Source organism: Alicyclobacillus sp. SO9 (assembly GCF_016406125.1).
Classification (GTDB): Bacteria; Bacillota; Bacilli; order Alicyclobacillales; family Alicyclobacillaceae; genus SO9.
The window spans coordinates 4981836-5004557 of sequence record NZ_CP066339.1; the positions used below are offsets into that span (position 1 = coordinate 4981836).

Genomic DNA, 22722 nt, shown 5'->3' on the forward strand with positions numbered 1-22722 from the left:
CCTTGATAATTATAGCAAATGGCTATTCACTATAAAACCCCTGCGGCCTTTAAGCCACAGGGGTTTGTGCTCTTTATGTCACATTATTGACAGAAACTGAGGATCCGGAATGTGTTGTCCAATCCGGGCATATTTAACTGTCAACGGACACTTCAACCTTCTCTTCCCGCCCCAGTAAATAACCGTTACTGGCAGACAATTCTGCTGCTTCAAGACGTTTTAGTGCCCGAAGCAAAGCAGCCTCATTCCGCGCACGGTCAAAGTTTTCGGGAGGCTGCAAAGCTCTCGCTTCAGCGCGCTCCTGTGCTCTGCGTGCGCGATCGACGTCAATCTGCCCGCCAATTTCGGCAGCGTCCGCGAGAATTGTGATTTGATGAGGAAGGACTTCAAGAAATCCGCCGGAAACGAACAGAAATTCTTCGCCTTGGGAAAGCTTCACCTTCACAATTCCCGGTTTCACTGTGGTGGCTAACGGTGCGTGTCGCGGGAGGATCCCCAAATCGCCGGCGCCGCCGCGCAGAGTCACCATGTTCACTTCTTGCGACAAAACCTGCTTATTGGGCGTAACCACTTCCAACAGCACTGTACTCATGTTGCCACCTCCTCCTATCAGTGTCCTGACTGGCCGTCAACGCGTTGTCAACTAACTTTGACGCCGTCCTTTGCGGCTGCTTCCAGCACGTCTTCGATTGCACCCTGATAGCGGAAGTACACTTCAGGAATATCGTCGTGTTTACCTTCAAGAATCTCCTTGAAGCTGCGCACGGTATCTTTCACTGTCACATATTTGCCCTTCAGGCCTGTGAACTGCTCTGCCACGAAGTTCGGTTGTGACAGGAAGTTTTGGATCTTACGGGCGCGGCCGACGGTGGTTTTGTCTTCCTCGCTCAATTCATCCATACCCAAAATGGCAATGATGTCCTGAAGCTCACGGTAGCGCTGCAGCACCTGCTGGACAGAGCGGGCCACATCGTAGTGCTCCTGACCCACGATGTCCGGCGACAGGGCTCTCGAAGTTGAGGCCAACGGATCGACCGCGGGGAACAAACCCATTTGAGAAATTTTACGATCCAGGTTCGTCGTCGCATCCAAGTGCGTAAAGGTGTTTGCCGGAGCCGGGTCCGTGTAGTCATCAGCAGGCACGTAGATGGCCTGAACAGATGTAATCGATCCGTTCATGGTAGACGTAATACGCTCCTGCAATTGCCCCATTTCGGTTGCCAGCGTCGGCTGATAGCCCACGGCGGACGGCATTCTGCCGAGTAGTGCGGACACCTCTGAACCAGCCTGTGTAAACCGGAAAATATTGTCGATGAACAGCAGCACATCGCGCTTTTCGACGTCCCGGAAGTACTCAGCAATGGTCAGACCCGTGAGTGCCACCCGGAGACGTGCACCAGGCGGTTCGTTCATCTGTCCAAACACCATGCTGGCCTTGTCGATAACGCCGGAATCTGTCATTTCGTAGTAGAGGTCATTTCCTTCACGCGTACGCTCACCGACACCAGCGAACACGGAGTACCCGCCGTGCTCTTTAGCGATGTTGTGAATCAGCTCCTGAATCAGAACTGTCTTCCCGACACCAGCACCGCCAAACAGTCCAATTTTACCGCCCTTAATGTACGGGGCCAGCAGGTCAACGACCTTAATTCCAGTCTCGAACACTTCCGATCCTGGGCTTAACTCGGAGAACTCCGGCGCGTTGCGATGGATAGGCCACCGTTCCTCCGCTCCGGATTCACCGCGATTGTCAATGGTCTCGCCCAATACGTTGAAGATACGGCCCAAGGTCTTGGGCCCCACTGGGACAGTGATGGGTTGACCCGTGTCCTCTACTTCAGTGCCACGGACTAAGCCGTCCGTAGACGACATGGCAACAGCGCGAACGACGTTGTCTCCAAGATGCAGCGCGACTTCCATCGTCAGGTGGATGGAGACTTCACCTTCATTATCAATGCGCAAAGCATTGTTGATGGCAGGCAGCTGTCCCTCAGGGAAGCGAACGTCCACAACTGGGCCCATGACTGTCACAACATGTCCCTTGTTCAAGTGCTACGCCTCCTAAACAGTTCCCCCTCTGCCCGTCGGAGCGCAAGCACCCTTGGTACAGAGTCGGGGACACACAAGATTCTAGATTCTCCTGCCCGGACTAAACGGCAGGTCATTTCTTCACGTTTTTTTATGGCTGCAGATTCACACCGGCCGCAGACTTTACACCGACTGCTGATTTCGTAGCGCTGCGACAGACGACTGCTTAGCTCAGCGCTTCGGCACCGCCGACGACTTCCGCAATCTGCGTAGTGATGGCTGCTTGACGGGCTCTGTTCAGATCCAGTGTCAAGTTCTTGACCATATCTTCAGCAGCATCGGTGGCATTACCCATAGCTGTCATGCGGGCGCCGTGTTCACTGGCTTTCGCATCAAGAATTGCCTGATAAACCAGCGTTTCTGCGTATTTTGGCAGCAGTGCTTTCAAAACCGCTTCCGCGTCCGGTTCATACAGGTAGTGGGGTGTCTGCCCTGACTCCGGTTCGCCGAGATCCGACAGCGGCAAGACCTTTTTCACAACAGGGTATTGCTGCATAGGATTGATGAACTCGTTGTAAATCAGGTACAGCTCGTCGAACTCCTCTGCCCCATATGCATTAACCACTCGTTCAGCCAAATCGACTACACTCTGGTAGGTAGGAGCATCAGGCAATCCAATAATTTCTCCACCGAGCGGATAGTCATGGCGACGAAAGTAGTCACGGCCCCGGCGTCCGGCAGCATACACCACATAGCTGGACTTGTCCTTTTCCTCGAACTCCACCAGCGACTGCTTGATGATGTTGGAATTATAAGGACCGGCAAGACCTCTGTCGGCTGTCACAACCAAATAACCGGTTTTTCGAACCGGACGCACAGCGAGCAGCGGATGTTTCACATACCGTGCATCCTTGGAAATCCCAGCAAGCATGCTCTGCATCTTTGCGAGATAGGGTCGGGCCTGTTGCACAGCTTCCTGGACCCGGCGCAGTTTCGCCGCAGCGACCATTTCCATTGCTTTGGTAATCTGCGAGGTATTGTCTACACTTTTGATTCTCCGCTTAATATCTCTTGAACTTTGTGGCACTTACTTCACCACCTTTTCCACCGAACGGCTCACACCAGCCCTGCACAGATTCTGCAGATGCGGGTGTCCGTCTTGGCAGTAGTTTTGGTTATGCGACAAAGCCGGCCTTGAACTTCTTCACGGCTTCTTCCAGCAATGCGACTGTGTCGTCACCAAGTTTGCTGGTGTTCTGTATATTTTCATAGATGGTCGGGTAATCAGACTGAACAAAAGCCAACCATTCCTTCTCAAATTTACCAACTGCAGAAAGTGCCACGTCATCCAAATGACCGTTAACAGCTACCCAGATGGAAACCACTTGACGCTCCACTGACAGCGGCTCATGCTCGGGCTGCTTAAGAATTTCCACCATGCGCTGACCTCGAGCCAGGCGCGCCTGGGTTGCCTTATCCAAATCGGATCCGAATTGAGAGAAAGCCTCGAGTTCGCGGAACTGTGCCAAGTCGAGCTTCAGTGTTCCCGCGACCGACTTCATGGCTTTCACTTGTGCAGCAGAACCAACACGAGAAACGGATGTACCCACGTTGACTGCCGGACGCACACCGGAGTGGAACAGGTCTGATTCAAGGAAAATCTGTCCGTCCGTGATGGAGATCACGTTGGTTGGGATGTAGGCCGCAATGTCTCCGGCCTGAGTCTCAATAAATGGCAGAGCCGTAAGTGACCCAGCGCCCATTTCATCGGACAGCTTCGCCGCGCGCTCCAACAAGCGGGAGTGCAAGTAGAAAACGTCTCCAGGGAAGGCTTCACGGCCGGGAGGACGACGAAGCAGCAAGGACATTTCGCGGTATGCTGCTGCTTGTTTCGACAAGTCGTCGTAGATGATAAGGGCATGCTCGCCCTCGTACATGAAGTACTCACCCATGGAACAACCGGCATAAGGTGCCAGGAACAAAAGCGGTGCTGGATCGGAGGCACTGGCCGTAACAACAATGGTGTACTCCATCGCTCCGTGCTTCTTCAAGGTCTCTACAACCTGCCGAGCTGTGGACTGCTTTTGACCGATGGCAACATAGATGCACTTCACACCGTTGCCTTTCTGGTTGATGATGGTATCCAAGGCGATGGCGGTCTTACCTGTCTGCCTGTCGCCGATAATCAATTCACGCTGTCCGCGTCCAATTGGAATCATAGAATCAATGGCTTTAATTCCAGTTTGCAAAGGTTCGTGAACTGACTTTCTCTGAATAACACCAGGTGCTTTGGACTCGATGGGGCGATGCCCCGCTGCCTCGATGGGGCCCTGGTTGTCTACGGGCTGTCCAAGGGGATTAACGACGCGGCCCAACAGGTTGTGTCCAACCGGAACCTGCACGATTCGGCCTGTACGGCGCACTTCGTCCCCTTCCTGAATTCCTTGTACGGAACCCAGCACAACAACACCTACATTGTCTTCTTCAAGGTTGAGCGCCATACCGAACACACCATTCTGGAACTCAACCAACTCGCCAGCCATGACGTTATCCAAGCCGTGCAGGCGAGCAATTCCGTCACCGACGGATAGAACGATACCTGTATCGTATACTTTCACCTGTGATTCGAATTGATTAATCTGCTCTCGAATCAGAGAACTGATTTCGTCAGGTCGAATGCTCAAAAGGTTCCCTCCTCACTTTGCGAATCTTGCGGTACTATGCGTCTCATCTCTTCACCGCACCGGCCAGCAACTGCTCAGTAAACTGCGTCAATGCGCCTTGCACCGTTGCATCAAGCACACGATTGCCGACGCGAATGCGATAGCCGCCCAACAATTCGGAATTGACTTCAACCTCTGCATGAATTTCTTTGCCCCAGGCTTTACTCAATTCCGCATCCAGTTTCGCTGCTTCTCCGTCAGCAAGAGGCTTGGCCGTTTCTACGACAACCGTCCGTTTACCTTGTGCTTCATCCGTGAGTTGATGAAAGCGTTCAGCAACTGCGGTGACATAGGCACTTCTGCCCCTGCCAAACAGGACATGCAGAAAACGTTTCACAAGCCCGTCAAGATTATCTCCGAACACCTTGTCAATGGACTTTAGTTTGTCCTCTGTGGAAATCACAGGGTGCTCTATGATGGATTTAAACTCTGGATATTCTGCAAAGGTTCCGGCAAGCAACTGCAGACCCTCGTCGACCGCATTGGTCACACCGTGCTCTTCACTGACGAGGAACAACCCCTGCGCGTACCTGTTCGTCACCACTCCGCTAATCATACTAATTCACCTAACCGCTTCTCAGCTTCTTGTAACATTTCCTGATGTACCTCGTCGGAAACGTTGTTGCGAAGAAGTTTCGTGGTCAATTCCACCGTAAGCTCGGAAACCTTGTCCAACACGCTGTCCAAGGCCTCTCGGCGCTCACGCTCAATCTGGCTGCGATTTTCCTCGAGCAAACGAGCTGCCTCTGCCTGCGCTTCGGCAACAATTTCACGACCCTGCTCATCTGCACGGCCCCTGGCGCTTTCCACCAGGTACTTCGCTTCCTGCCGAGCTTCTTCCAACAGTTGCGCCTGTTCGTTCCGCAAGCGCTCAGCCTGGGCTCTGTTCTCTTCAGACTCGTTAATCTGCGCTTCAACATGAGCCCGCCGCTGTTCCAGCATGTTCTGAATGGGCTTGAAACCGAATTTTGAAACAATCCAGAACATGATAAGGAACGAAATAATTGAAAATATAAACGTACCTAGCTCGAACAACCTTCGCCACTCCCTTCTGTCAAAGCTTGGTCTTGCCCGTTTCGCACCGGAACAACACAATACTGAATTCTCATCTCAGTACATGCCCTCCGCTTCATGGCTGCAACTTAGAGCTGACCAGAGCCAAACAGGATGATGATACCGAAGGCCATTGCGATAACAGGGAATGCTTCAACGAAAGCAATACCCAGGATGGAACCTGCAAAGATTTGACCGCGGGCTTCCGGTTGGCGGGAAATTCCCTCGACATACTTGCTCATAACTAAACCGTCACCGACACCTGAGCCAAGCGCTCCCATACCAAGCAGCAAAGCAGCTGCAATATCGAACATAGCTTTGATATACATCTGAGACATTAAGATTTTCCTCCTTAACCCTGTTCTCAAGAATGCCTTGCATTCAGTTTTGTACATGTGTACCTAGGTATTAAACATAGGATGGTAATAACGCATTGTTGTAATGCGGAGTTCGGAATTGAAGTCCCTTACAGGACTATAGTTTGGAAAGAACGGCAGCAGCACGCCTTGGACAGCCAAACCAGCGACCATCCGACTGTGACACTTCAACAAACTGTGCAACAGCTAAACAACTTAGAAATGATCTTGTTTACACAGAGCTTGTTGCAATAAGTTGCTTTTGCACCAAGATGCTTTTGCAATAAAATTCTTTGCAGCAAAACCTTTGAATTCTCTGCAGTAAATTCCCTGCAATAATGAGATTTGCCGCAACGAACCACTTAACAACAGTCAACTGTACCCAAAACCTAGAACAGCCGTTAGAGAATCGAGTCGGCGCTGTACTTGATTATGCGTGACTGCCATGGCCGTCAAAGGACTTGTTGCCGATATACAGCGTCAGCAGCACCATAAATACGTACGCTTGAACTGTAGCAACGAACCCCGCATAGATCAGCCATAGTAGAATCAGCGGGAATGTCCACGGAATCCACCCCAGCGCAAAGGGTGCATTGAGCATCACCTGCAGCAAGGCTTCTCCGGCGAAGATATTGCCGAAAAGACGCATTCCGTGCGTGAGCGGGTTCGTGATTTCCTCTAGGAGCCCCAGCGGGTTCGGAGAGAAAAGGTGACGAAACCAGAGTCCCGGGTGGCGAAGTCCGCGCGCGTTGGCAATAATCCAGACCATAACCGCCAAACCTAGAGCCGTACTCATGTTGGCTGTCGGCGAATCGAACAGCATCATAGTTCCCTTCGGATTGACGTTTGCCAACTTTGTGGCAGTCAGTCCAAGTGCAGGAATCGGATGATGGAGCTTCACCGCTACAGTGATGATGAGGCCCAGCCAGTTGGCGATAAACAGAAAGAACACAGTAAAGAACGCCAACGGCAGAACGAAACGCACAGCTGTTTCCGAAGGCATGGTATCCCGAGCCGTATTGGCCGTGAAATCAACTGCCCACTCAATGAAGTTTTGAACTCCCCGCGGCCGTCGCATATCCATCTTACTCACAGCCATTCGCATGACAATGAGGACAATGAGTCCCGTGAAAAAGATGGTTCCAATCACGACGATATCCGTCTTGAATATGGAGTTCGGAAACAGCAAGGGAAAATTCGGCATTTTCTCACCCTCTTTGCTTACGAGTCAGTGTTCTGGCCCTTTGCAAAACCATAGAGACCCACAAATATGAAGACAAACCCAAGTAAATAACCGATGAGTGCTGCATAGGGGTTGAAGAAGGTCCGCCAGTGTTCAGCAATGACCATCACCGCTATCAAGGCAATGACACGCGTGAACATGCCAATAACTCCGGACGCAAACAACGCTGTTCCTGCAGTGTTGTCATTCCGGTGCCCTTGGTGAATCAAGCTCAGCACAACGTATGCGCCGCCAAGTTCCCCTAAGAAGAGACCACTCAACGCTTCCCGCCAATGCCCCAAAACGAGCCAGGCTATGACTGTCAGGCCGATGAAAGCTAGTCCCCATAATTTGATTGCACGAATCCGAGCATTTAATCGGTCTTGATTCATCGCTTGTCTCCCAGAATCTGTTTGGCGAGAAACGCGAGCCCTGTGGAACCTACGACGACACCAAACACAACCCCCACAATAGTTGGCCACATATGATGAACATGGTTCGACATGAGGTGCCCCAGATAGCCAAAAACGACCATACAGGCCGCAAATTGAAACATGGCACCTGAATACACAGCAAACGTCTTCCACATACTTGAACCATCCTGATGTTGAGGATGTTTTCGGTCTGCTATTTTGTACACCACCTAACGCGAATAGCGAGAGGGACAAAAAGAGAGACTGTACATCGCGGTATTCAGGGTGTGAACGCGATTTCACCAGGTTATTCTCATCTGCCCATTAGAGCCTCTATAACCCTGAAACAGCGGTATTTTCTGAAGCAAACTTGCTAGCCAGTTTATGCTTCGTAGGTGAAAGACCGTGTCTCATTGTGAAAAGCCTAGAACCCTCGCTAATAGTAACTAAGAAGCCGCTCAATGTCAACGGATTATAGGCTGTATCTTTAAGCCATGATGCGTCGCAAACTGTCTATTCACAGAACGGCTCTAGTTTTCCCTCTTTTCATTAAAATCATGCACAATATTACGAACAAATTCGCAAACAAATTCTTGCATGCACAATCCATGAAACAGACGGTCTCACTCTCAAGAAAACGGTCCCAAAACAAACTGCCAATTCGATGCAGCGCGGATTTCCGCAAAGCCTAAGCTCGACTCCATGCAGAGCCCGGCGGAACCCAGAGCCGGGCTCGGGTCAAGGCGATGGACGGAACTGCCAGATTCGCTTGAATCCTAACGCAGCACATCAATCCATCAATTCATGCGTTCGACAACCATTGCCACTCCTTGGCCGCCGCCGATGCAAAGCGTTGCGAGTGCATAGCGTCCGCCCCGCTTTTGTAGTTCGTGCAGCAAAGTGACAAGAATTCTTGTCCCACTTGCCCCAATGGGATGTCCCAGAGCGATAGCGCCTCCGTTTACATTGACTTTCTCATCTGGAAATCCCAACTCACGGGCGACAGCAATAGACTGTGAGGCAAAGGCTTCGTTGGCCTCAATCAAGTCCATGTCTGCTACCGTAAGTCCAGCCTTAGCCAGGGCCTTTCGCGTGGCTTCGATGGGACCTATGCCCATAATAGCGGGATCGACCCCAGCGCTCGCGTAGCCGAGAATGCGAGCCATCGGTTTCAATCCCAGCTCCGCAGCTTTGTCCTCACTTACAACAGTGACAGCTGCCGCACCGTCGTTAATACCCGACGCATTCCCGGCTGTGACGCACCCATCTTTTTTAAAGGCGGGGCGGAGCTTGGCAAGGACTTCAGCAGTTGTGCCGGCCCGCGGGTATTCATCTGTGTCAAATGTAACCGGACTGCCTTTGCGTTGCGGAATTTCCACAGGCACAATTTCATCCTTAAAACGGCCTGCTTCAATAGCCGCAGCGGCGCGTTGCTGACTGCGTGCGGCGAACGCATCCTGCTCTTCCCGGCTTACAGAAAACTGGTCACTTACGTTCTCTGCAGTGACACCCATGTGCACATCCGTAAACGCACACCACAGCCCATCCCGAATCATGCTGTCGACAACTTTCTTGTCACCCATGCGAAAGCCGCTGCGTGCACCTTCCAACAAATACGGAGCATTTGTCATACTCTCCATGCCGCCTGCCACGAGCACATCCGCATCGCCGGCACGAATGGCCTGTGCAGCCAGCATCACACTTTTCAACCCTGAACCGCAGACCTTATTAATGGTCATGGACGGAACAGTGTCCGCAATACCTGCTTGAATTGCACTCTGCCGGGCAGGGTTTTGACCAATTCCGGCCTGTAACACATTTCCCATAATGATTTCTTCAACAGCACTGCTATCAATGTTCGCCCTTTGCAAGGCCTCCTTAATGACAATGGCACCCATAGCTGGTGCGGACAAAGGTGACAGCGCACCGTTAAAACTGCCAACCGGTGTTCGCACTGCACTCACAATAACCGCTTCCTTGCCCATGTGGCTTCTCCCCTTTTAAATGTCTTGAATTCGCTGTGAAAAGGATGCTGCTGAAAGTATAAAAGGTACGTTTTGAAAAAGCGATTGTTGAAAAATGATTGCCCCAGTAACAGTCTCTGCGACGCATTTGACCAGAGCACAATGAGATCCATCATCTGTCACCTGCATCGTCAAGCACCTCCATCGTGAAGCACTGCCGCGGTTTGATGGGGGCCCTGACCTGCGCAGAGAGGTGTAAGCACTTTCATATTATCAGGGAAAAGCGGATAAACCAACACTTTCCACACTTCTCCCAACGGCGAAAAAGCAACGATTTGATGGCAAACTATTTTACATCCGCAGATGATGTAGATAAGCGTTTCTGAAACGCTTATCCTCCACTGTGTCACCGCACTCGCCCGCTGGACTGGGGCCGCATCCGGAGCCTGCCGGGTGTGGGGTGGGGGGCGGGACGGGACGCCAGATAAGCTCCTCTCGGATCGCTATTCCACCGCCCAGGCCCGAATTCGCCAAAATAAGCTCCTCCCGGATCCTTATCCGCTACCTACACCCCTGTTCAGAGCAGCTTTCCCACCGATAAGCTCTTCTCGGATCGCTATTCGCCGCGCGAACCCGCAGATGATGTAGATAAGCGTTTCTCAAACGCTTATCCTCCACTGTGTCACTGCGCTCGCCCGCTGGGCTGGGGCCGCATCCGAAGGCCTGCCGGGTGCGGGGTGGGGGGCGGGACGCCAGATAAGCTCTTCTCGGATCGCTATTGCACCGCCCGGGCCCGAATTCGCCGAAATAAGCTCCTCCCGGATCCTTATCCGCTACCGACACCCCTGTTCAGAGTGGCTTTTCCACCGATAAGCTCTTCTCGGATCGCTATTTGCCCCGCGAAACCGCAGATGATGTAAATAAGCGTTTCTCAAACGCTTATCCTCCACTCCATCACTGCACTCGACCGCTGGGCTGGGGCCGCATCCGGAGCCTGCCGGGTGTGGGCTGGGGGGCGGGACGGGACGCCAGATAAGCTCCTCTCGGATCGCTATTCCACTGCCCGGGCCCGAATTCGCCAAAATAAGCTCCTCCCGGATCCTTATCCGCTACCGACACCCCTGTTCAGAGCGGCTTTTCCACCGATAAGCTCTTCTCGGATCGCTATTTGCCCCGCGAAACCGCAGATGATGTAAATAAGCGTTTCTCAAACGCTTATCCTCCACTCCATCACTGCACTCGACCGCTGGGCTGGGGCCGCATCCGGAGCCTGCCGGGTGTGGCCCGCCAGATAAGCTCTTCTCGGATCGCTATTGCACCGCCCGGGCCCGAATTCGCCGAAATAAGCTCCTCCCGGATCCTTATCCGCTACCGACACCCCTGTTCAGAGCGGCTTTTCCACCGATAAGCTCTTCTCGGATCGCTATTTGCCCCTCGAAACCGCAGATGATGTAAATAAGCGTTTCTCAAACGCTTATCCTCCACTCCATCACTGCACTCGACCGCTGGGCTGGGGCCGCATCCGGAGCCTGCCGGGTGTGGCCCGCCAGATAAGCTCTTCTCGGATCGCTATTCGCCGCGCGAACCCGCAGATGATGTAGATAAGCGTTTCTCAAACGCTTATCCTCCACTGTGTCACTTCACTCGACTCCGCCACTCCAGTCGACCCCCGGGCCGCGAGCCTGTCCCCAGCCGCGTCTCAGCCATGCCGATGCGGGTAGCATGCATCGACCAGATGTGCGTGCCGGACTCTACTTGTATACAAAGGGTTGCGGGCGCGGACCCCGCCCGAAGTGGTAAAGTATTGCCTCCACAATCCGTTTCGAGGCCTCGCCGTCGCCGTAGGGATTCTGCCTGTGGGCCATGTCCTGATAGGCACTTGAATCAGTCAACAACTTTGTGGCCTCACTCACAACCGCGTCCTCATTGGTACCGACCAGCTTTAAAGTACCAGCTGTGACGCCCTCAGGACGTTCTGTTGTATCGCGCAGAACAAGCACGGGCACGCCCATACTCGGTGCTTCCTCCTGAATGCCGCCGGAGTCGCTCAAAATGAGGGTAGCCTTCGACATGAAGTTGTGGTTGTCGATGACGCCTAACGGATCAATCAAGTGAATTCGGTGGTGATTCCCAAGCAGACGATAAGCTGTTTCGCGCACATTAGGATTCAGATGGACTGGATAAATGAGATGTACGTCCTCAAACCGTTCCACAATGCGAAACGCTGCGCGGCACAAATTCTCCAACTTTTCGCCGAAATTTTCGCGACGGTGAGCTGTCATATAAATAATTCGAGACTCAGATGGGATTTGATTCAACACGGTGTGCTCGTAATCCGGTTGAACTGTCGTCTTCATTGCGTCAACCACTGTGTTTCCGGTAACAAACACGCGCTCAGCGGGCTTCCCTTCACTCCAAAGATTCTTTGCAGACCACTGAGTGGGAGCAAAATACATGTCGCAGAGTACATCTGCCAACTGACGATTCATTTCTTCAGGGAAGGGACTGTACTTGTCATATGTACGGAGTCCGGCTTCCACGTGGCCAATCGATACAGATTGGTAAAAAGCTGCCAGAGCGGCCGCAAATGTCGTGGTCGTATCGCCGTGAACCAGTACGATGTCCGGTTTTCGATCGCGAATGACCGGCTCAACTCCTTTAAGCGCCTTCGCGGTAATGGTCCCTAAAGACTGATTAGGTTCCATAATGTCCAAGTCATCGTCTGGTTTAATTTCAAAAACCTGCAACACTTGATCGAGCATTTCACGGTGCTGAGCAGTTACACAGACAAGTGATTCCACATCGGGTTCGGCCTCCAGCGCTTTAACCAAGGGTGCCATTTTCACTGCTTCCGGACGAGTTCCAAAGACTGTCATGACGCGCAACGGAGACGCATTCACACACTTTCCTCCTTCGATTTGACTCAACTCTTCAACTCAACTCTTCAACTCAACTCTTCAACTCAACTCTTCAACTCAACTCTTCAACTCAACTCTTCAACTCAGTTTCTACTTTGTTCAGTCCAAGCGATTAGCGTGTGCCAAACAGTCGATCGCCTGCATCGCCCAAGCCCGGAACAATATACCCGTGACTGTTGAGCTCCTTATCAACTGCAGCCACATAGATATCGACATCCGGGTGACTGGCCTTCACCTTCTCAATTCCCTCGGGGGCTGCCACAAGGCACATGAGCTTGACGGAAACTGCTCCCCTTTTCTTAATGGCTGAAATGGCTGCGCTGGCCGATCCGCCTGTTGCAAGCATCGGATCGACAACGATAGCATCCCGTTCCTCCATGTGTTGTGGAAGCTTGCAGTAGTATTCTACGGGATCTAACGTCTCAGGATCGCGATATAATCCCACATGCCCCACCTTCGCATTCGGAATCAGGTTCAGAATTCCATCCAACATTCCCAATCCTGCTCTCAAAACGGGGATTAGCGCAAGTGTCTTCCCGGCAATCACCTGGGTCTTGGCATCACTGACAGGCGTAGTCACACTTACATCCGCCAGCGGCAGTTCCCTGGTAATTTCGTAGGCCATGAGCATGGCGACTTCTTGCACCAAGGCTCGAAACTCTTTAGTTCCGGTATCCTTGTCCCGTATATATGTCAGTTTGTGTTGAATCAGGGGGTGTTTCAGAACATGGACTTGTCCCACGCACCCACACTCCTTCGCAGTATATTTTCATGAAATAAATAAACTCCCTGTCATTATAACAAAAGTCCCAAAATACAATGCGCTTAAGTCCGTTTTTTCGAGATAATGAAAGTGCTCATGTGATATAATGTGGTCTGCCAAATTCAACAGTATGACGAAAAGACGAAATGACGAATTCGTAAATTGAATCCGACATTAGTAGTCGTACATGTCTGGAAATCCCGAGGATCGGACGACCTCTCCCTCAATCCCATTTTGAAAAGAGGTGCCGGTGCGTGGCTCAGTTGTCCAAGCTGCTCATTTTATCCGCCGCTTACGGCGAAGGTCATCAACAGGCTGCGTACGCCGTTCGCGATGCGCTGTCGTTGCAGAGTCCGGAAACCGAAGTCGTGATTGTCGACTTCGTTCGAATGGTTCATCCGCTTTTGGATTCCGTTGCAAGATACTGTTATCTCAAAAGTGTCCAGTTCGCACCCTTGCTGTGGGACTGGTTTTATAAAGGTACAAGTAATCTATCTCCGTCTTCCATGATTCAAAAGAAGTTGAACTCCGTTGGCATACACGCTTTGGAACGTCTGCTGACCGAGTCCAACCCGGATGTTGTGCTGTCTACGTTCCCCATTCCAGCTGGAGTCGTTTCGTTTTTGAAGCAACTTCGACGGACACAGGTCCCGCTGGCGACTATCATCACAGACCATGCCATTCACAGTCAGTGGATCCATCCGTTGACGACACGATATTTTGTTGGGTCCGATCACGTTCGCCAAGGCCTCATCCGCCGCGGCACAAGCCGCAGCAACATTTCCGTCACCGGCATTCCCATTCGCCCTGCTTTTGACGCTGCTTATGACCGAAAGAGTCTTCAGGAAAAATACGGTTTGGACAAGAATCTGCCTACAGTCCTTGTCATGGGCGGTGCCTACGGCATCATGGGCGATATCAATCTGATTTGCGAAGAGCTGTTTAACTATCCAAAACCTGTGCAAGTGATTGTAGTCACAGGGCGCAACGACAGGATGAAAGCACAAATTGACGGCCTCGTTGCAAACGCGAAACAAACCGTAAAAGTCTATGGCTTCACGCAGGACGTTCACGAGTTGATGGGGGTCTCCGATATCGTACTGACCAAAGCCGGTGGATTAACCATTTCAGAAGCCCTGGCCATGGAATTGCCAATGCTGTTATACCGCCCCATCCCAGGACAAGAAGTGCAAAACGCCGACTACTTGGTATCTGCAGGTGTTGCTGTACTAGCTGAGACTCGCCCCCAGGTCACAGACGCACTCCGTGATTTGTTGGTGGAAAACCCGCAGAAGCGCGAAAAAATGCGCCACATGACACGGCTCATCCGCCGCCGTAACGCAGCAGGTAAAATTGCAGCGGAGCTCATGAACATGGCGGATGCAGTGGAGGTTCAAGCGCAGTACTCGTTCCCGGGGTAGGTCCCAAGGTAGGAACCGAGGTAATGCCCAGGGTATGTCCCGGGGTAGGAGTGCAGCGGCTTTTGGACACATCAGGAGCACTGCACAATACAATGACAGTAGAAAAACTGGTGGTCGTTGCTGGAGGGTTGTCTGGTGCCTCATCTTACTCTCATTACACTTTTGATACTGGCGCTTCTTGCTGGCCTCTTTCTGTGTTATGCATTGCTTCCTGAAGCCCTGTTTCACTGGCTTCACATCGGCACATTTTATAAAGGATTAGATGCCGTACATGGTACCGTACGCGCTGTGTCACTCACCTTCGACGACGGTCCCGATGAACGCTATACACCTGCCGTCTTGGATTGCCTCAGAAACTACAACGTGAGAGCTACGTTTTTTCTGGTAGCAGAAAACGCCCTGCAACAGCCTGCACTGGTCCAGCGAATGATTAGAGAGGGCCACGAAATCGCATCTCACTCCTGCACACATCGCCATGCATGGTTACAAAATCCGTTCACTGTTTTTCAAGACGTTCGGGAGTCGAAAAGGATACTTGAAAATCTAACCGGACAACCCGTACGGTTTTACCGTCCACCATGGGGTGCCTTCTCGTTGGTCTCAAGACTCGCCATAAGAGCAGCAGGGCTTAAGCCTGTCTTGTGGTCCGGAAGGGCCATGGATTGGATGGAAAAGCAAACCGGCACCGCGGTAAGAAATAACATGATTAACAGCGCCTGTTCAGGAGCAATCATCCTTTGTCATGATGCCGGCGGCGCCGAAGCCGCACCCGTCCGTACAATTGAAGCCTTGCCGGAAGCCATAGAGACGATTCAGGCCCTGCAGTACAGTTTTCAAACGGTGGGTGATCTGCACAATCAGAAACTTCATGAAACAAGACCGGCCTCGAAAGCTTCTCTGTACAAAACGTACCCTCTGCCAAGGCGATCATTGATTTTTGTGTGGAGGCTGGTGGAATGGGGCTTTACCCGGTTGTACAAGATTGAAAGCCTGGATGAAATATTCCGCTTCAACCGAACCGTATGGTCATTCGGACCGAGGCAATACACCTCTGCCCCTTCCCCTACCTCTGCCCCTTCCCATGCTTCTCCCCCTACCTCTACCCCCGCTGCAGCAAATCACGCTGCTCACTTGCTGCCTAAGCAAGCCCTGTTGCACGATGGTATGCCGGCTTTGGACCTCCACTTTCAAAACACAACTCTGGCGATGCTTTCCCAAGCAGATAACCCAAAGTCGCTGATAGGAGGTCTGAGACAAACTCGACGCGGGTTGCAACGTCTCGCAGCTTTGTTGCAGTATCACCCTGCATACCACGATATTCAAGCAATTACCGGAGTTACCTTGATCCACCGGGGAATCGAAACACTTGGATTTCATGTGGAAGACCTACCTTCCCACCGGGAAAGGCGGCGTTTGGAACGCTATATGCGCTTCCTAATGGCCCTGTACCACCCAGACGGAGTGCGCAGATTGAGACAGGGGCGACAAAGCCTTCACGTCAAGCACGTATGGATGAGTCGGCAGGAACTCATCGATAGATACGGAAAAGCTGCTGCCACTTAGCACCATATAGAACAGATTCACCGGAGTGAAAACCCTTACTCCGCGCTCCGTGTCAGGTATTCTAACAAATTCTCTTGTTCCTCCACATGCCCCTTGGCATACTAAAACCACATCAAGTGAATTTTTGCAATGTTCAAGAGTGGAGGAATCCAAATGCCAAACCCGTCCATTGTCACCGGATTGAATACGACTTGGGTTGTACTGACGGCTTCCATGATCTTTTTCATGGAAGGTGGGTTTGCGCTGCTAGAAGCGGGATTTATCCGCTCCAAGAACCACGTTTCAATCATTATGAAAGTATTCGCAGACCTGATTTTTGGGGTGTTCGCATATTTCTTAATTGGATTTGGTTTAATGTTCGGAAAAAGTGCCTTCGGGCTCATCGGCACAAGCGGCTTCGCAATGCAGGGTGTTCTTTCCCATCTGCCGACAACCATTCCGCATCAGGCATTTTGGCTGTTCCAAGCCGCCTTTACAGTGGCTGCTGTCAGTATTGTCAGCGGCGCTGTAGCAGAACGGATGAACTTCAAGGCTTACGTACTGTACGTGTTGCTGATGACAGCCATTATTTATCCTATCTCTGGACACTGGGTTTGGGGCAACCACGGGTGGTTGGCGCAGATGGGGATGAAGGATTTTGCGGGATCGACCGTAATTCACGCTATGGCAGGCTTTTCAGCCATGGTTGCAGCATCCATGATTGGTGCCCGAATCGGAAAATTTGGCACAGGTGAGAAGCCTCAGGCCTTCGCTCCCAGCAACCTGCCGTTGGCTGCTGTCGGAACCTTCGTCTTATGGTTTGGCTGGTTTGGATTTAATGCCGGCAGTACGCTCAACGCGCAGGCCGCTGACATTTCGCAGATTGCGATGAATACACTGCTTGCTTCCATCGCAGGCGGCGGAGCGGCAATGCTCTATACACTGTTCCGCGAAGATAAGGCGGATATCGGTGCTACGATTAACGGCATCTTGGCGGGGCTGGTTGCCATCACAGCAGGTTGTGCCTTTGTTGGATTCTGGAGTGCGCTTGTGATTGGCGCAGCTGCCGGTGTGCTGATGATTTGGGCTACGGGCTGGGTAGAGAAAATAGGCGTGGACGATCCCGTCGGCGCAGTCGCGGTCCACGGCGTCAACGGTGTCTTCGGCACCGTCATGGTGGGCCTGTTCGCACAAACAGGCGGCCTCTTAACAACCGGCCATTGGCATCTGCTCGGTGTTCAACTGCTCGGAACTGTTGTCGTGAGCCTGTGGGGGGTCGGTGCCACATTCGGATCGCTGAAACTTATCAATCTGTTTGTACCCCTGCGAGTGAGCCGCGAAGAAGAAGAAATCGGATTGGATTTGAGTTCACACGGAACGGTGGCCACACACGTGGACTTGGGTGTTGTTTTCAGCCACGAGTGGCAAAAACACGCGACACCAGCAGCTCGACAAATGGCCAAAGCCTCTGCCATGACTTCAGAAGCCAGCGAGTAGCGCTTGCTGGCTCCCCGGGTAAACTGCCTTCGTCATGACGCCGCCAGTCTAGACACCGGCTCTAACGGACTGTACAAACTACAACCCAACTACACCAACTACACCAACTACACCAACTACACCAACTACACCAACTACACCAACTACAACCGACTGCGACGAACTGTTACGACCGGAGCGGCGTCTTTTGCCCTGTACTGAAATCAGTGCAGGGCATGCTCGTGTCCGCAGATGAAAAGCCCCCGATATGGTTCAATAAGACGCCCTCTGCTGACGTTTCACCTTCGTCTGAGGCGGAACAAGCGGTACAAGCAAGGCTCCGAGCTACTCACAAACTTACTCAGCAATTCGATGAGGCCCCCGCTGTCTTGGTACGGCGCAAAAATGCGTTTCAATCCCCAGCGTTGTTAAAGTTCATCGAGATGGTCCGGCCACTTACCCTCGAGAAATGGGCCAGTTTGGCGGTGCTGAGCATTTTTCGCCAGTACTTATCGACGGCAACATATACCTTGATGAGCCATTTTAGGTTGCCGGCCATTCCATACTACGCATAGTGCCCTCGAAGTATCTGGTTGATTTGGCGGGATTGCTCCTCAAGTGACTGGTGTCGAATTCTCCGCATCGTTTCGTGCACTTTCGAAGGACTACGCTTGATTCGTTGTTTCTCCATTTTCCTGCCCACCATAAAATTGCCCTTTCAATTCCGCGTGCAATAGTGGGTGAAGCCAAGGAAGTAAAGCGTTTCTGGCTTCTTCTTTCCCTTGTATGATCCCTGTTTACTGGAGAATCTCCCAAATTCAATGAGCCGAGTCTTGCTGGCTTCGAGCTCAAGTTTAAACTTGTTTAATCGCAGATGCAGTGCCTTTTGGACTCTCAAAGCGTCACTTCGATATTGGAAGCACACAATGAAACCATCAATGTATCGAATGAGATAGGCTTCACCCCTCAGGCGCAGTTTTATCGTCTTTCCAAACCAAAGGTAGTGAGCCCAAAGTGGGAGTGCACATATATAGCGAAAATAGCCGTTGTTAAATAGTAGGTAGTAGTTAGGAAGTCCTCTGTTTATTCACCAAAGGCGGTCGCCGTCGCTACAGCGTCCTCATTTCATAACATATGGACATAGCTTCAAATAATCCCCATTTTGGAGGCAGACACAAATGACGCATAACGAAAAACTCATTCAGGCACTTTCTCAGACGCACAGGGCACTGCTTAACTGCTCGGAATGCCTTGATAATGTCAATGACCCGGTACAATACAATTGTCTTTCTACCATGTGTGAATCTCTCGCCAAACAAGCGAAAATTCTGAATCAAACCCTATTGAAAAAACAGAAGTCACGAAGAGAGGGATTAGAATGATGGAATATACCGCGGAACAAGAAGTGGCTTGGTGTAAGAAAGTAATTAAGAACATTGGATTTACGCTATTGAGAAAGAGACAGCGGCTGTCACGTCACGAATTGTCCCTTGATACCCTTCAGAAGGCTGGAGTCCTGCCTGTCATAACGCAGTCATCTCCATATGACAGTGAACTCCCGTTTCATTCAATCGAGTGGCTTATGCTCTTTGAGAAGTTATTAAGCACAGATGAAAGATGTATTGTTCTCAATCTCTTCTGGTCTGGATTTTCACAACGCGAAACGGCCAAATTATGTAATTTAAGCCAATCGTCTGTGACTAGAAGTCTACACGTCGCGTTAACTAAGATAAGAAGGGCAGTGTTCCTGTGAAGTGTACACCCGAACACGTACACACTCTCCTGGCTCAAGTCCGCCAAGGTTACTCGCCGGCAATTAGGGAACTATGGAAATGCTTCGCACCAGAAATTACAAACGTAGCGAAAATGGTTGATCAAAATGAACTCTACACCATATCAGATGAAATAAAACACCGATTCATTCTGAAAATTATCGGTCGAAAACCCAATTCTGAATCAGATCCGAATGAATGAGCGTTTTAAGATACAGAGAGGTCAAACCGCGCGGCTTATCCCTCTCACATATCAACATAGGAGGTGTCTATTTATTACTAAATAGCGAAAGAGTTAGCGTTCGGCCGATGAGAAAAGAAAATGAACAAGATGACCTATAAGTGAAGCCCACCCCGTTCACCAACACTCTATAGCCTGGATTTTGAGACAAAGACAGTGCGTTCACTAAGGATGCAGTTCATGATATTGCATGACCTATACGTTTCCCTAATCATTCTCCTCTGTGTTTTATAAGCAACGATTATTCTCAACGGTTGGCCAACCCGGTTTTATAAATAAAGGAGGCAATTCGATATGACCTTATCAGCGTCGGAAGTCCAAGTCTATGTAGCAGACCCCACCGACATGGAAATTGCACTTGGTGCAGCTGCGATTGCGGGAATTTCTCCTAGTAATATAATAGGAAATTTTGAGAGCACTTGGAACACCATCAGTAATAACGCTGCTTTAGTTATTGCGGCTGGCGGACCATCAAATACAGCTCTCTACCACAATCCGTGTGGCTGGACCAACCCAATTGGTGAAGCTGCAGGACACACTCCGTTCGCATATGCCAGCGAACCTCAAGATACTCTCCCAGGCGCAGATTATTATGAGAATGCGGCGGGAAATGGTGGATATGCAACAGCTAAACTCGTTGCCATGTTAGCTTATTATGCCGTCCACGGGAGTTACCCATCAGGATATGGTTCTTTGCCAGCTCCGTCAGCAGCAGGTACTACTTGTGAGCAAAGAATGAGCAGTAACGTGTCTTGTAATTGCTACTAAACTGAAATGGAGGGATATGAATTGGCTATTTCAACAAGCAACATTTATCTATATGCGGCCACTGCCGGGGATTTTAGAATGGCACAAGCCGCCGCGAGATTAGCTGGCGTATCGAGCGGAAATGTTATTGGTAGTTTCGCTGTTGCGTACAGCTTAGTTCAGGTCTCCTCGCAAAACTTTGTCCTCGCTGTAGGTGGAGCGGCGCTTTATGCACTATATTACAACCCCTGTGGTTGGGGCGGTTTCAGTGCAGGCAGTACGCCATTCAGCTATTACACATCAGCGCAGTGTAGCGCATTACCTACTAATATGTTTATCAACGCGGCAGGAACAACAGCAGCAGACACTTTCTATCGTGTGATGGCATTGACGTACTATGCTATCAATTGTGCCTATCCGAATGAATTTCCGAGTTCAAGTATGCCTGCCGGACTAACACCGCAAAACAGTTGTAAAGGAAATAGCGACCAAAGTTGCCCGTGTCCTAGCGGAGGTACCGGAGGAGGTTGCAGCTTTCCTTCTTCACCTCCGACTGCCTGCTCATCGAATCAAACAACGTTTATTAATAACTATTTGAGTTATGCAAAAACGGCATCGAATAAGACGGGTTTACCGGTAAGTTTTATTCTTGGACATTGGGGCCTCGAAACAGCATGGGGAACATCAGCTGGATTACCGAGTTGTAACAATCCAGGCAATCTCGTCGTTTCAGGACAGCCAACGTGCTCTGCGTGCGGAGGTTGCGGAGTCTCATCGTTCTCAACCTTGACTAATGGCGTCAATGCCTATATTTCAGCCATGAACAATAAATACCCATTTGTAAAGTGGGCATATGATAATTACGGGTTGAAAGAGGCATGTAAAGCCATTGGAGCTGGTTGTGAACCGGGGTCCGGATATACGGCTAACATCTATGCTACAGGGCGATATAACGGAGTTTATTGCGTTGTTAACGGATCTGACGAGGCCGTCTCCAACAACTGTTACATGACTTCAACCACAGCGGGTAACGGACAAACATACTATAGTTGTAGCCAAAATAGTGCCGGCTATGATGAAGGTGTGACACAATCGTCCTGCGTTAGCAGTTGTAATGGATGCGGATGGGTTGGTTGTAGTTTATATTCTACCGTTACGTCGAGTTGCTTATCTCCATACGACTGTGTCTCGTAAATTCCATCGGGTGTATAGATACTCCGGGCTGTTCCAAATACTAAGGCTGTCCCTTAAATGGAACAGCCCTTCTTATGAACCGGAATTAGTGTTTAGTCGGGGACACCCACTTTGGCCATTGATTATTCATTGGCCACCAGTACGCGCCACTACTTGTCGGAGTCTTGTAGTGTTTGAGTTTGTACCCCGGAAGCTCCTTCAGTAATGGAATACCTTTTGAGCTACGGATGCTAGTTATCAGTTGTTTATCTAGTTGGCGCTCTTGTTTAGGTGCATAATTCAGCATCTTCAAGGAGACTTTGGATTTCCATTTCCCCGTCTCTTTCACTAGGTTCTGCGGTGGTTCGATGGGGCCAACAGACTGTGCACGTAAAATTGCATACATCGCTTTGAGAATCGGCTGATTGAACACATACACGGGACGCGTATTGCCACTAGAGGAACTGTTGCTAATTTCGTTGGCTGAGCCAGTGCTGCCAGTGCTGTTACTGGAAGATTGTGCTTCGTTCGAAGTTTGTGAATTCGATGGGCTATTTGTTGCTTGACCATTACTAGACGCGGTACTTGTTGCATTACTGGTATCGAGACTCTTATTTGCGGATGCATTTGAGTTAGTGGCACCCTTCGAGCCGCAGCCAGTGAGAACCAAGACCGACGTTCCCAATAACCCCAAAGCCAGCGCTGTTTTCGATATGTTCATGCAAGAACCCTCTCTCATTTATTAAGTATATTTGAGCCATCCCTGAATTGGTACGCTATTCTCAATGTACGACGAAACAGCTAGATAAATTGTTACAACAATTTTCTCACCAGCGATACAAATAGGATGACAATTATTTTGTAACAAAGTGCGGACTTCATACGCCTTAATTATAGAAGAAGGTGAGGA

The 22722-nt window shown here is 50.8% G+C and carries 22 protein-coding genes; 7 read left to right on the forward strand and 15 right to left on the reverse strand.

Annotated elements, in window-relative coordinates; genetic code table 11:
- Positions 1 to 133: 133 nt before the first annotated feature.
- The 13 genes from GI364_RS23265 to upp all read right to left on the reverse strand — a co-directional run bounded on the left by GI364_RS23265 (position 134) and on the right by upp (position 13419).
- Complete coding sequence (locus tag GI364_RS23265) at positions 134 to 592, reverse strand: F0F1 ATP synthase subunit epsilon (RefSeq protein WP_198851541.1); 459 nt, start codon at positions 590 to 592, stop codon at positions 134 to 136.
- Between the two features lie 47 nt (positions 593 to 639).
- Positions 640 to 2049, reverse strand: a complete 1410-nt coding sequence (gene atpD / locus GI364_RS23270) for a F0F1 ATP synthase subunit beta (protein WP_198851542.1) — start codon at positions 2047 to 2049, stop codon at positions 640 to 642.
- Positions 2050 to 2254: 205 nt separating this feature from the next.
- Positions 2255 to 3115, reverse strand: a complete 861-nt coding sequence (gene atpG / locus GI364_RS23275) for an ATP synthase F1 subunit gamma (RefSeq protein WP_198851543.1) — start codon at positions 3113 to 3115, stop codon at positions 2255 to 2257.
- Between the two features lie 88 nt (positions 3116 to 3203).
- A complete protein-coding gene (gene atpA / locus GI364_RS23280; RefSeq protein WP_198851544.1) occupies positions 3204 to 4712 on the reverse strand; it encodes a F0F1 ATP synthase subunit alpha in 1509 nt (502 codons plus the stop codon).
- Between the two features lie 43 nt (positions 4713 to 4755).
- A complete protein-coding gene (atpH, locus tag GI364_RS23285; RefSeq protein ID WP_198851545.1) occupies positions 4756 to 5307 on the reverse strand; it encodes an ATP synthase F1 subunit delta in 552 nt (183 codons plus the stop codon).
- A complete protein-coding gene (atpF, locus tag GI364_RS23290) occupies positions 5304 to 5786 on the reverse strand; it encodes a F0F1 ATP synthase subunit B (RefSeq protein WP_233095929.1) in 483 nt (160 codons plus the stop codon). Before atpF ends, atpH begins: the two co-directional genes overlap by 4 nt.
- 107 nt (positions 5787 to 5893) lie before the next feature.
- A complete protein-coding gene (gene atpE, locus GI364_RS23295) occupies positions 5894 to 6142 on the reverse strand; it encodes an ATP synthase F0 subunit C (protein WP_233095930.1) in 249 nt (82 codons plus the stop codon).
- A gap of 448 nt (positions 6143 to 6590) precedes the next feature.
- Complete coding sequence (gene atpB / locus GI364_RS23300; RefSeq protein WP_198851546.1) at positions 6591 to 7364, reverse strand: F0F1 ATP synthase subunit A; 774 nt, start codon at positions 7362 to 7364, stop codon at positions 6591 to 6593.
- A 17-nt stretch (positions 7365 to 7381) separates the two neighbouring features.
- On the reverse strand, positions 7382 to 7774 hold the full coding sequence (locus GI364_RS23305; protein WP_233095931.1) for a hypothetical protein: 393 nt from the start codon (positions 7772 to 7774) through the stop codon (positions 7382 to 7384).
- Entirely contained in the window at positions 7771 to 7971 is a 201-nt protein-coding gene (locus GI364_RS23310) for an AtpZ/AtpI family protein (RefSeq protein WP_233095932.1), read from the reverse strand. Before GI364_RS23310 ends, GI364_RS23305 begins: the two co-directional genes overlap by 4 nt.
- A 621-nt stretch (positions 7972 to 8592) precedes the next feature.
- Positions 8593 to 9780 carry an acetyl-CoA C-acetyltransferase gene (locus GI364_RS23315; RefSeq protein WP_198851548.1) on the reverse strand — a complete coding sequence of 396 codons (1188 nt, stop codon included), beginning with the start codon at positions 9778 to 9780 and terminating at the stop codon, positions 8593 to 8595.
- A gap of 1730 nt (positions 9781 to 11510) precedes the next feature.
- The gene (wecB, locus tag GI364_RS23320) at positions 11511 to 12635 is read right to left on the reverse strand and encodes a non-hydrolyzing UDP-N-acetylglucosamine 2-epimerase (RefSeq protein ID WP_198854181.1); all 1125 of its coding nucleotides are present in this window, start codon (positions 12633 to 12635) and stop codon (positions 11511 to 11513) included.
- A 154-nt stretch (positions 12636 to 12789) separates the two neighbouring features.
- On the reverse strand, positions 12790 to 13419 hold the full coding sequence (upp, locus tag GI364_RS23325; RefSeq protein WP_198851549.1) for a uracil phosphoribosyltransferase: 630 nt from the start codon (positions 13417 to 13419) through the stop codon (positions 12790 to 12792).
- Between the two features lie 275 nt (positions 13420 to 13694).
- On the opposite strand from upp, the gene GI364_RS23330 reads away from it, so the two are divergent.
- The 4 genes from GI364_RS23330 to GI364_RS23345 all read left to right on the forward strand — a co-directional run bounded on the left by GI364_RS23330 (position 13695) and on the right by GI364_RS23345 (position 18454).
- Entirely contained in the window at positions 13695 to 14861 is a 1167-nt protein-coding gene (locus GI364_RS23330; RefSeq protein WP_198851550.1) for an MGDG synthase family glycosyltransferase, read from the forward strand.
- A gap of 135 nt (positions 14862 to 14996) precedes the next feature.
- On the forward strand, positions 14997 to 16424 hold the full coding sequence (locus tag GI364_RS23335; protein WP_198851551.1) for a polysaccharide deacetylase family protein: 1428 nt from the start codon (positions 14997 to 14999) through the stop codon (positions 16422 to 16424).
- 153 nt (positions 16425 to 16577) lie between these two features.
- Positions 16578 to 17900 carry an ammonium transporter gene (locus tag GI364_RS23340; protein ID WP_198851552.1) on the forward strand — a complete coding sequence of 441 codons (1323 nt, stop codon included), beginning with the start codon at positions 16578 to 16580 and terminating at the stop codon, positions 17898 to 17900.
- A 221-nt stretch (positions 17901 to 18121) separates the two neighbouring features.
- A complete protein-coding gene (locus GI364_RS23345) occupies positions 18122 to 18454 on the forward strand; it encodes a hypothetical protein (RefSeq protein ID WP_198851553.1) in 333 nt (110 codons plus the stop codon).
- Here GI364_RS23345 and GI364_RS25210 read toward each other — a convergent pair.
- Entirely contained in the window at positions 18445 to 18570 is a 126-nt protein-coding gene (locus GI364_RS25210; RefSeq protein WP_255524527.1) for a hypothetical protein, read from the reverse strand. The genes GI364_RS23345 and GI364_RS25210 overlap by 10 nt on opposite strands.
- A gap of 687 nt (positions 18571 to 19257) precedes the next feature.
- Here GI364_RS25210 and GI364_RS23350 point away from each other — a divergent pair.
- The 3 genes from GI364_RS23350 to GI364_RS23360 all read left to right on the forward strand — a co-directional run bounded on the left by GI364_RS23350 (position 19258) and on the right by GI364_RS23360 (position 21833).
- Positions 19258 to 19632 (forward strand): sigma-70 RNA polymerase sigma factor region 4 domain-containing protein, encoded by a 375-nt coding sequence (locus tag GI364_RS23350; RefSeq protein ID WP_198851554.1) that lies wholly within the window; start codon positions 19258 to 19260, stop codon positions 19630 to 19632.
- Between the two features lie 554 nt (positions 19633 to 20186).
- Positions 20187 to 20660, forward strand: coding sequence for a hypothetical protein (locus tag GI364_RS23355; RefSeq protein ID WP_198851555.1), 474 nt, complete (start codon positions 20187 to 20189; stop codon positions 20658 to 20660).
- A gap of 21 nt (positions 20661 to 20681) precedes the next feature.
- Positions 20682 to 21833, forward strand: a complete 1152-nt coding sequence (locus tag GI364_RS23360) for a glucosaminidase domain-containing protein (protein WP_198851556.1) — start codon at positions 20682 to 20684, stop codon at positions 21831 to 21833.
- A gap of 85 nt (positions 21834 to 21918) precedes the next feature.
- Here GI364_RS23360 and GI364_RS23365 read toward each other — a convergent pair whose 3' ends face one another.
- Complete coding sequence (locus GI364_RS23365; protein ID WP_198851557.1) at positions 21919 to 22533, reverse strand: hypothetical protein; 615 nt, start codon at positions 22531 to 22533, stop codon at positions 21919 to 21921.
- Between the last annotated feature and the right edge of the window lie 189 nt (positions 22534 to 22722).

Excerpts from the sequence above, each read along its gene's own strand:
- GI364_RS23355 (WP_198851555.1), top strand. The coding sequence starts at position 20,187 with ATGACCTTATCAGCGTCGGAAGTCCAAGTCTATGTAGCAGACCCCACC.
- GI364_RS23365 (WP_198851557.1), bottom strand. The coding sequence starts at position 22,533 with ATGAACATATCGAAAACAGCGCTGGCTTTGGGGTTATTGGGAACGTCG.
- GI364_RS23315 (WP_198851548.1), bottom strand. The coding sequence starts at position 9,780 with ATGGGCAAGGAAGCGGTTATTGTGAGTGCAGTGCGAACACCGGTTGGC.
- wecB (WP_198854181.1), bottom strand. The coding sequence starts at position 12,635 with ATGACAGTCTTTGGAACTCGTCCGGAAGCAGTGAAAATGGCACCCTTG.
- GI364_RS23265 (WP_198851541.1), bottom strand. The coding sequence starts at position 592 with ATGAGTACAGTGCTGTTGGAAGTGGTTACGCCCAATAAGCAGGTTTTG.
- atpB (WP_198851546.1), bottom strand. The coding sequence starts at position 7,364 with ATGCCGAATTTTCCCTTGCTGTTTCCGAACTCCATATTCAAGACGGAT.
- atpE (WP_233095930.1), bottom strand. The coding sequence starts at position 6,142 with ATGTCTCAGATGTATATCAAAGCTATGTTCGATATTGCAGCTGCTTTG.
- GI364_RS23350 (WP_198851554.1), top strand. The coding sequence starts at position 19,258 with ATGATGGAATATACCGCGGAACAAGAAGTGGCTTGGTGTAAGAAAGTA.
- GI364_RS23305 (WP_233095931.1), bottom strand. The coding sequence starts at position 7,774 with ATGAATCAAGACCGATTAAATGCTCGGATTCGTGCAATCAAATTATGG.
- GI364_RS23340 (WP_198851552.1), top strand. The coding sequence starts at position 16,578 with ATGCCAAACCCGTCCATTGTCACCGGATTGAATACGACTTGGGTTGTA.
- GI364_RS23310 (WP_233095932.1), bottom strand. The coding sequence starts at position 7,971 with ATGTGGAAGACGTTTGCTGTGTATTCAGGTGCCATGTTTCAATTTGCG.
- GI364_RS25210 (WP_255524527.1), bottom strand. The coding sequence starts at position 18,570 with ATGGAGAAACAACGAATCAAGCGTAGTCCTTCGAAAGTGCACGAAACG.
- atpH (WP_198851545.1), bottom strand. The coding sequence starts at position 5,307 with ATGATTAGCGGAGTGGTGACGAACAGGTACGCGCAGGGGTTGTTCCTC.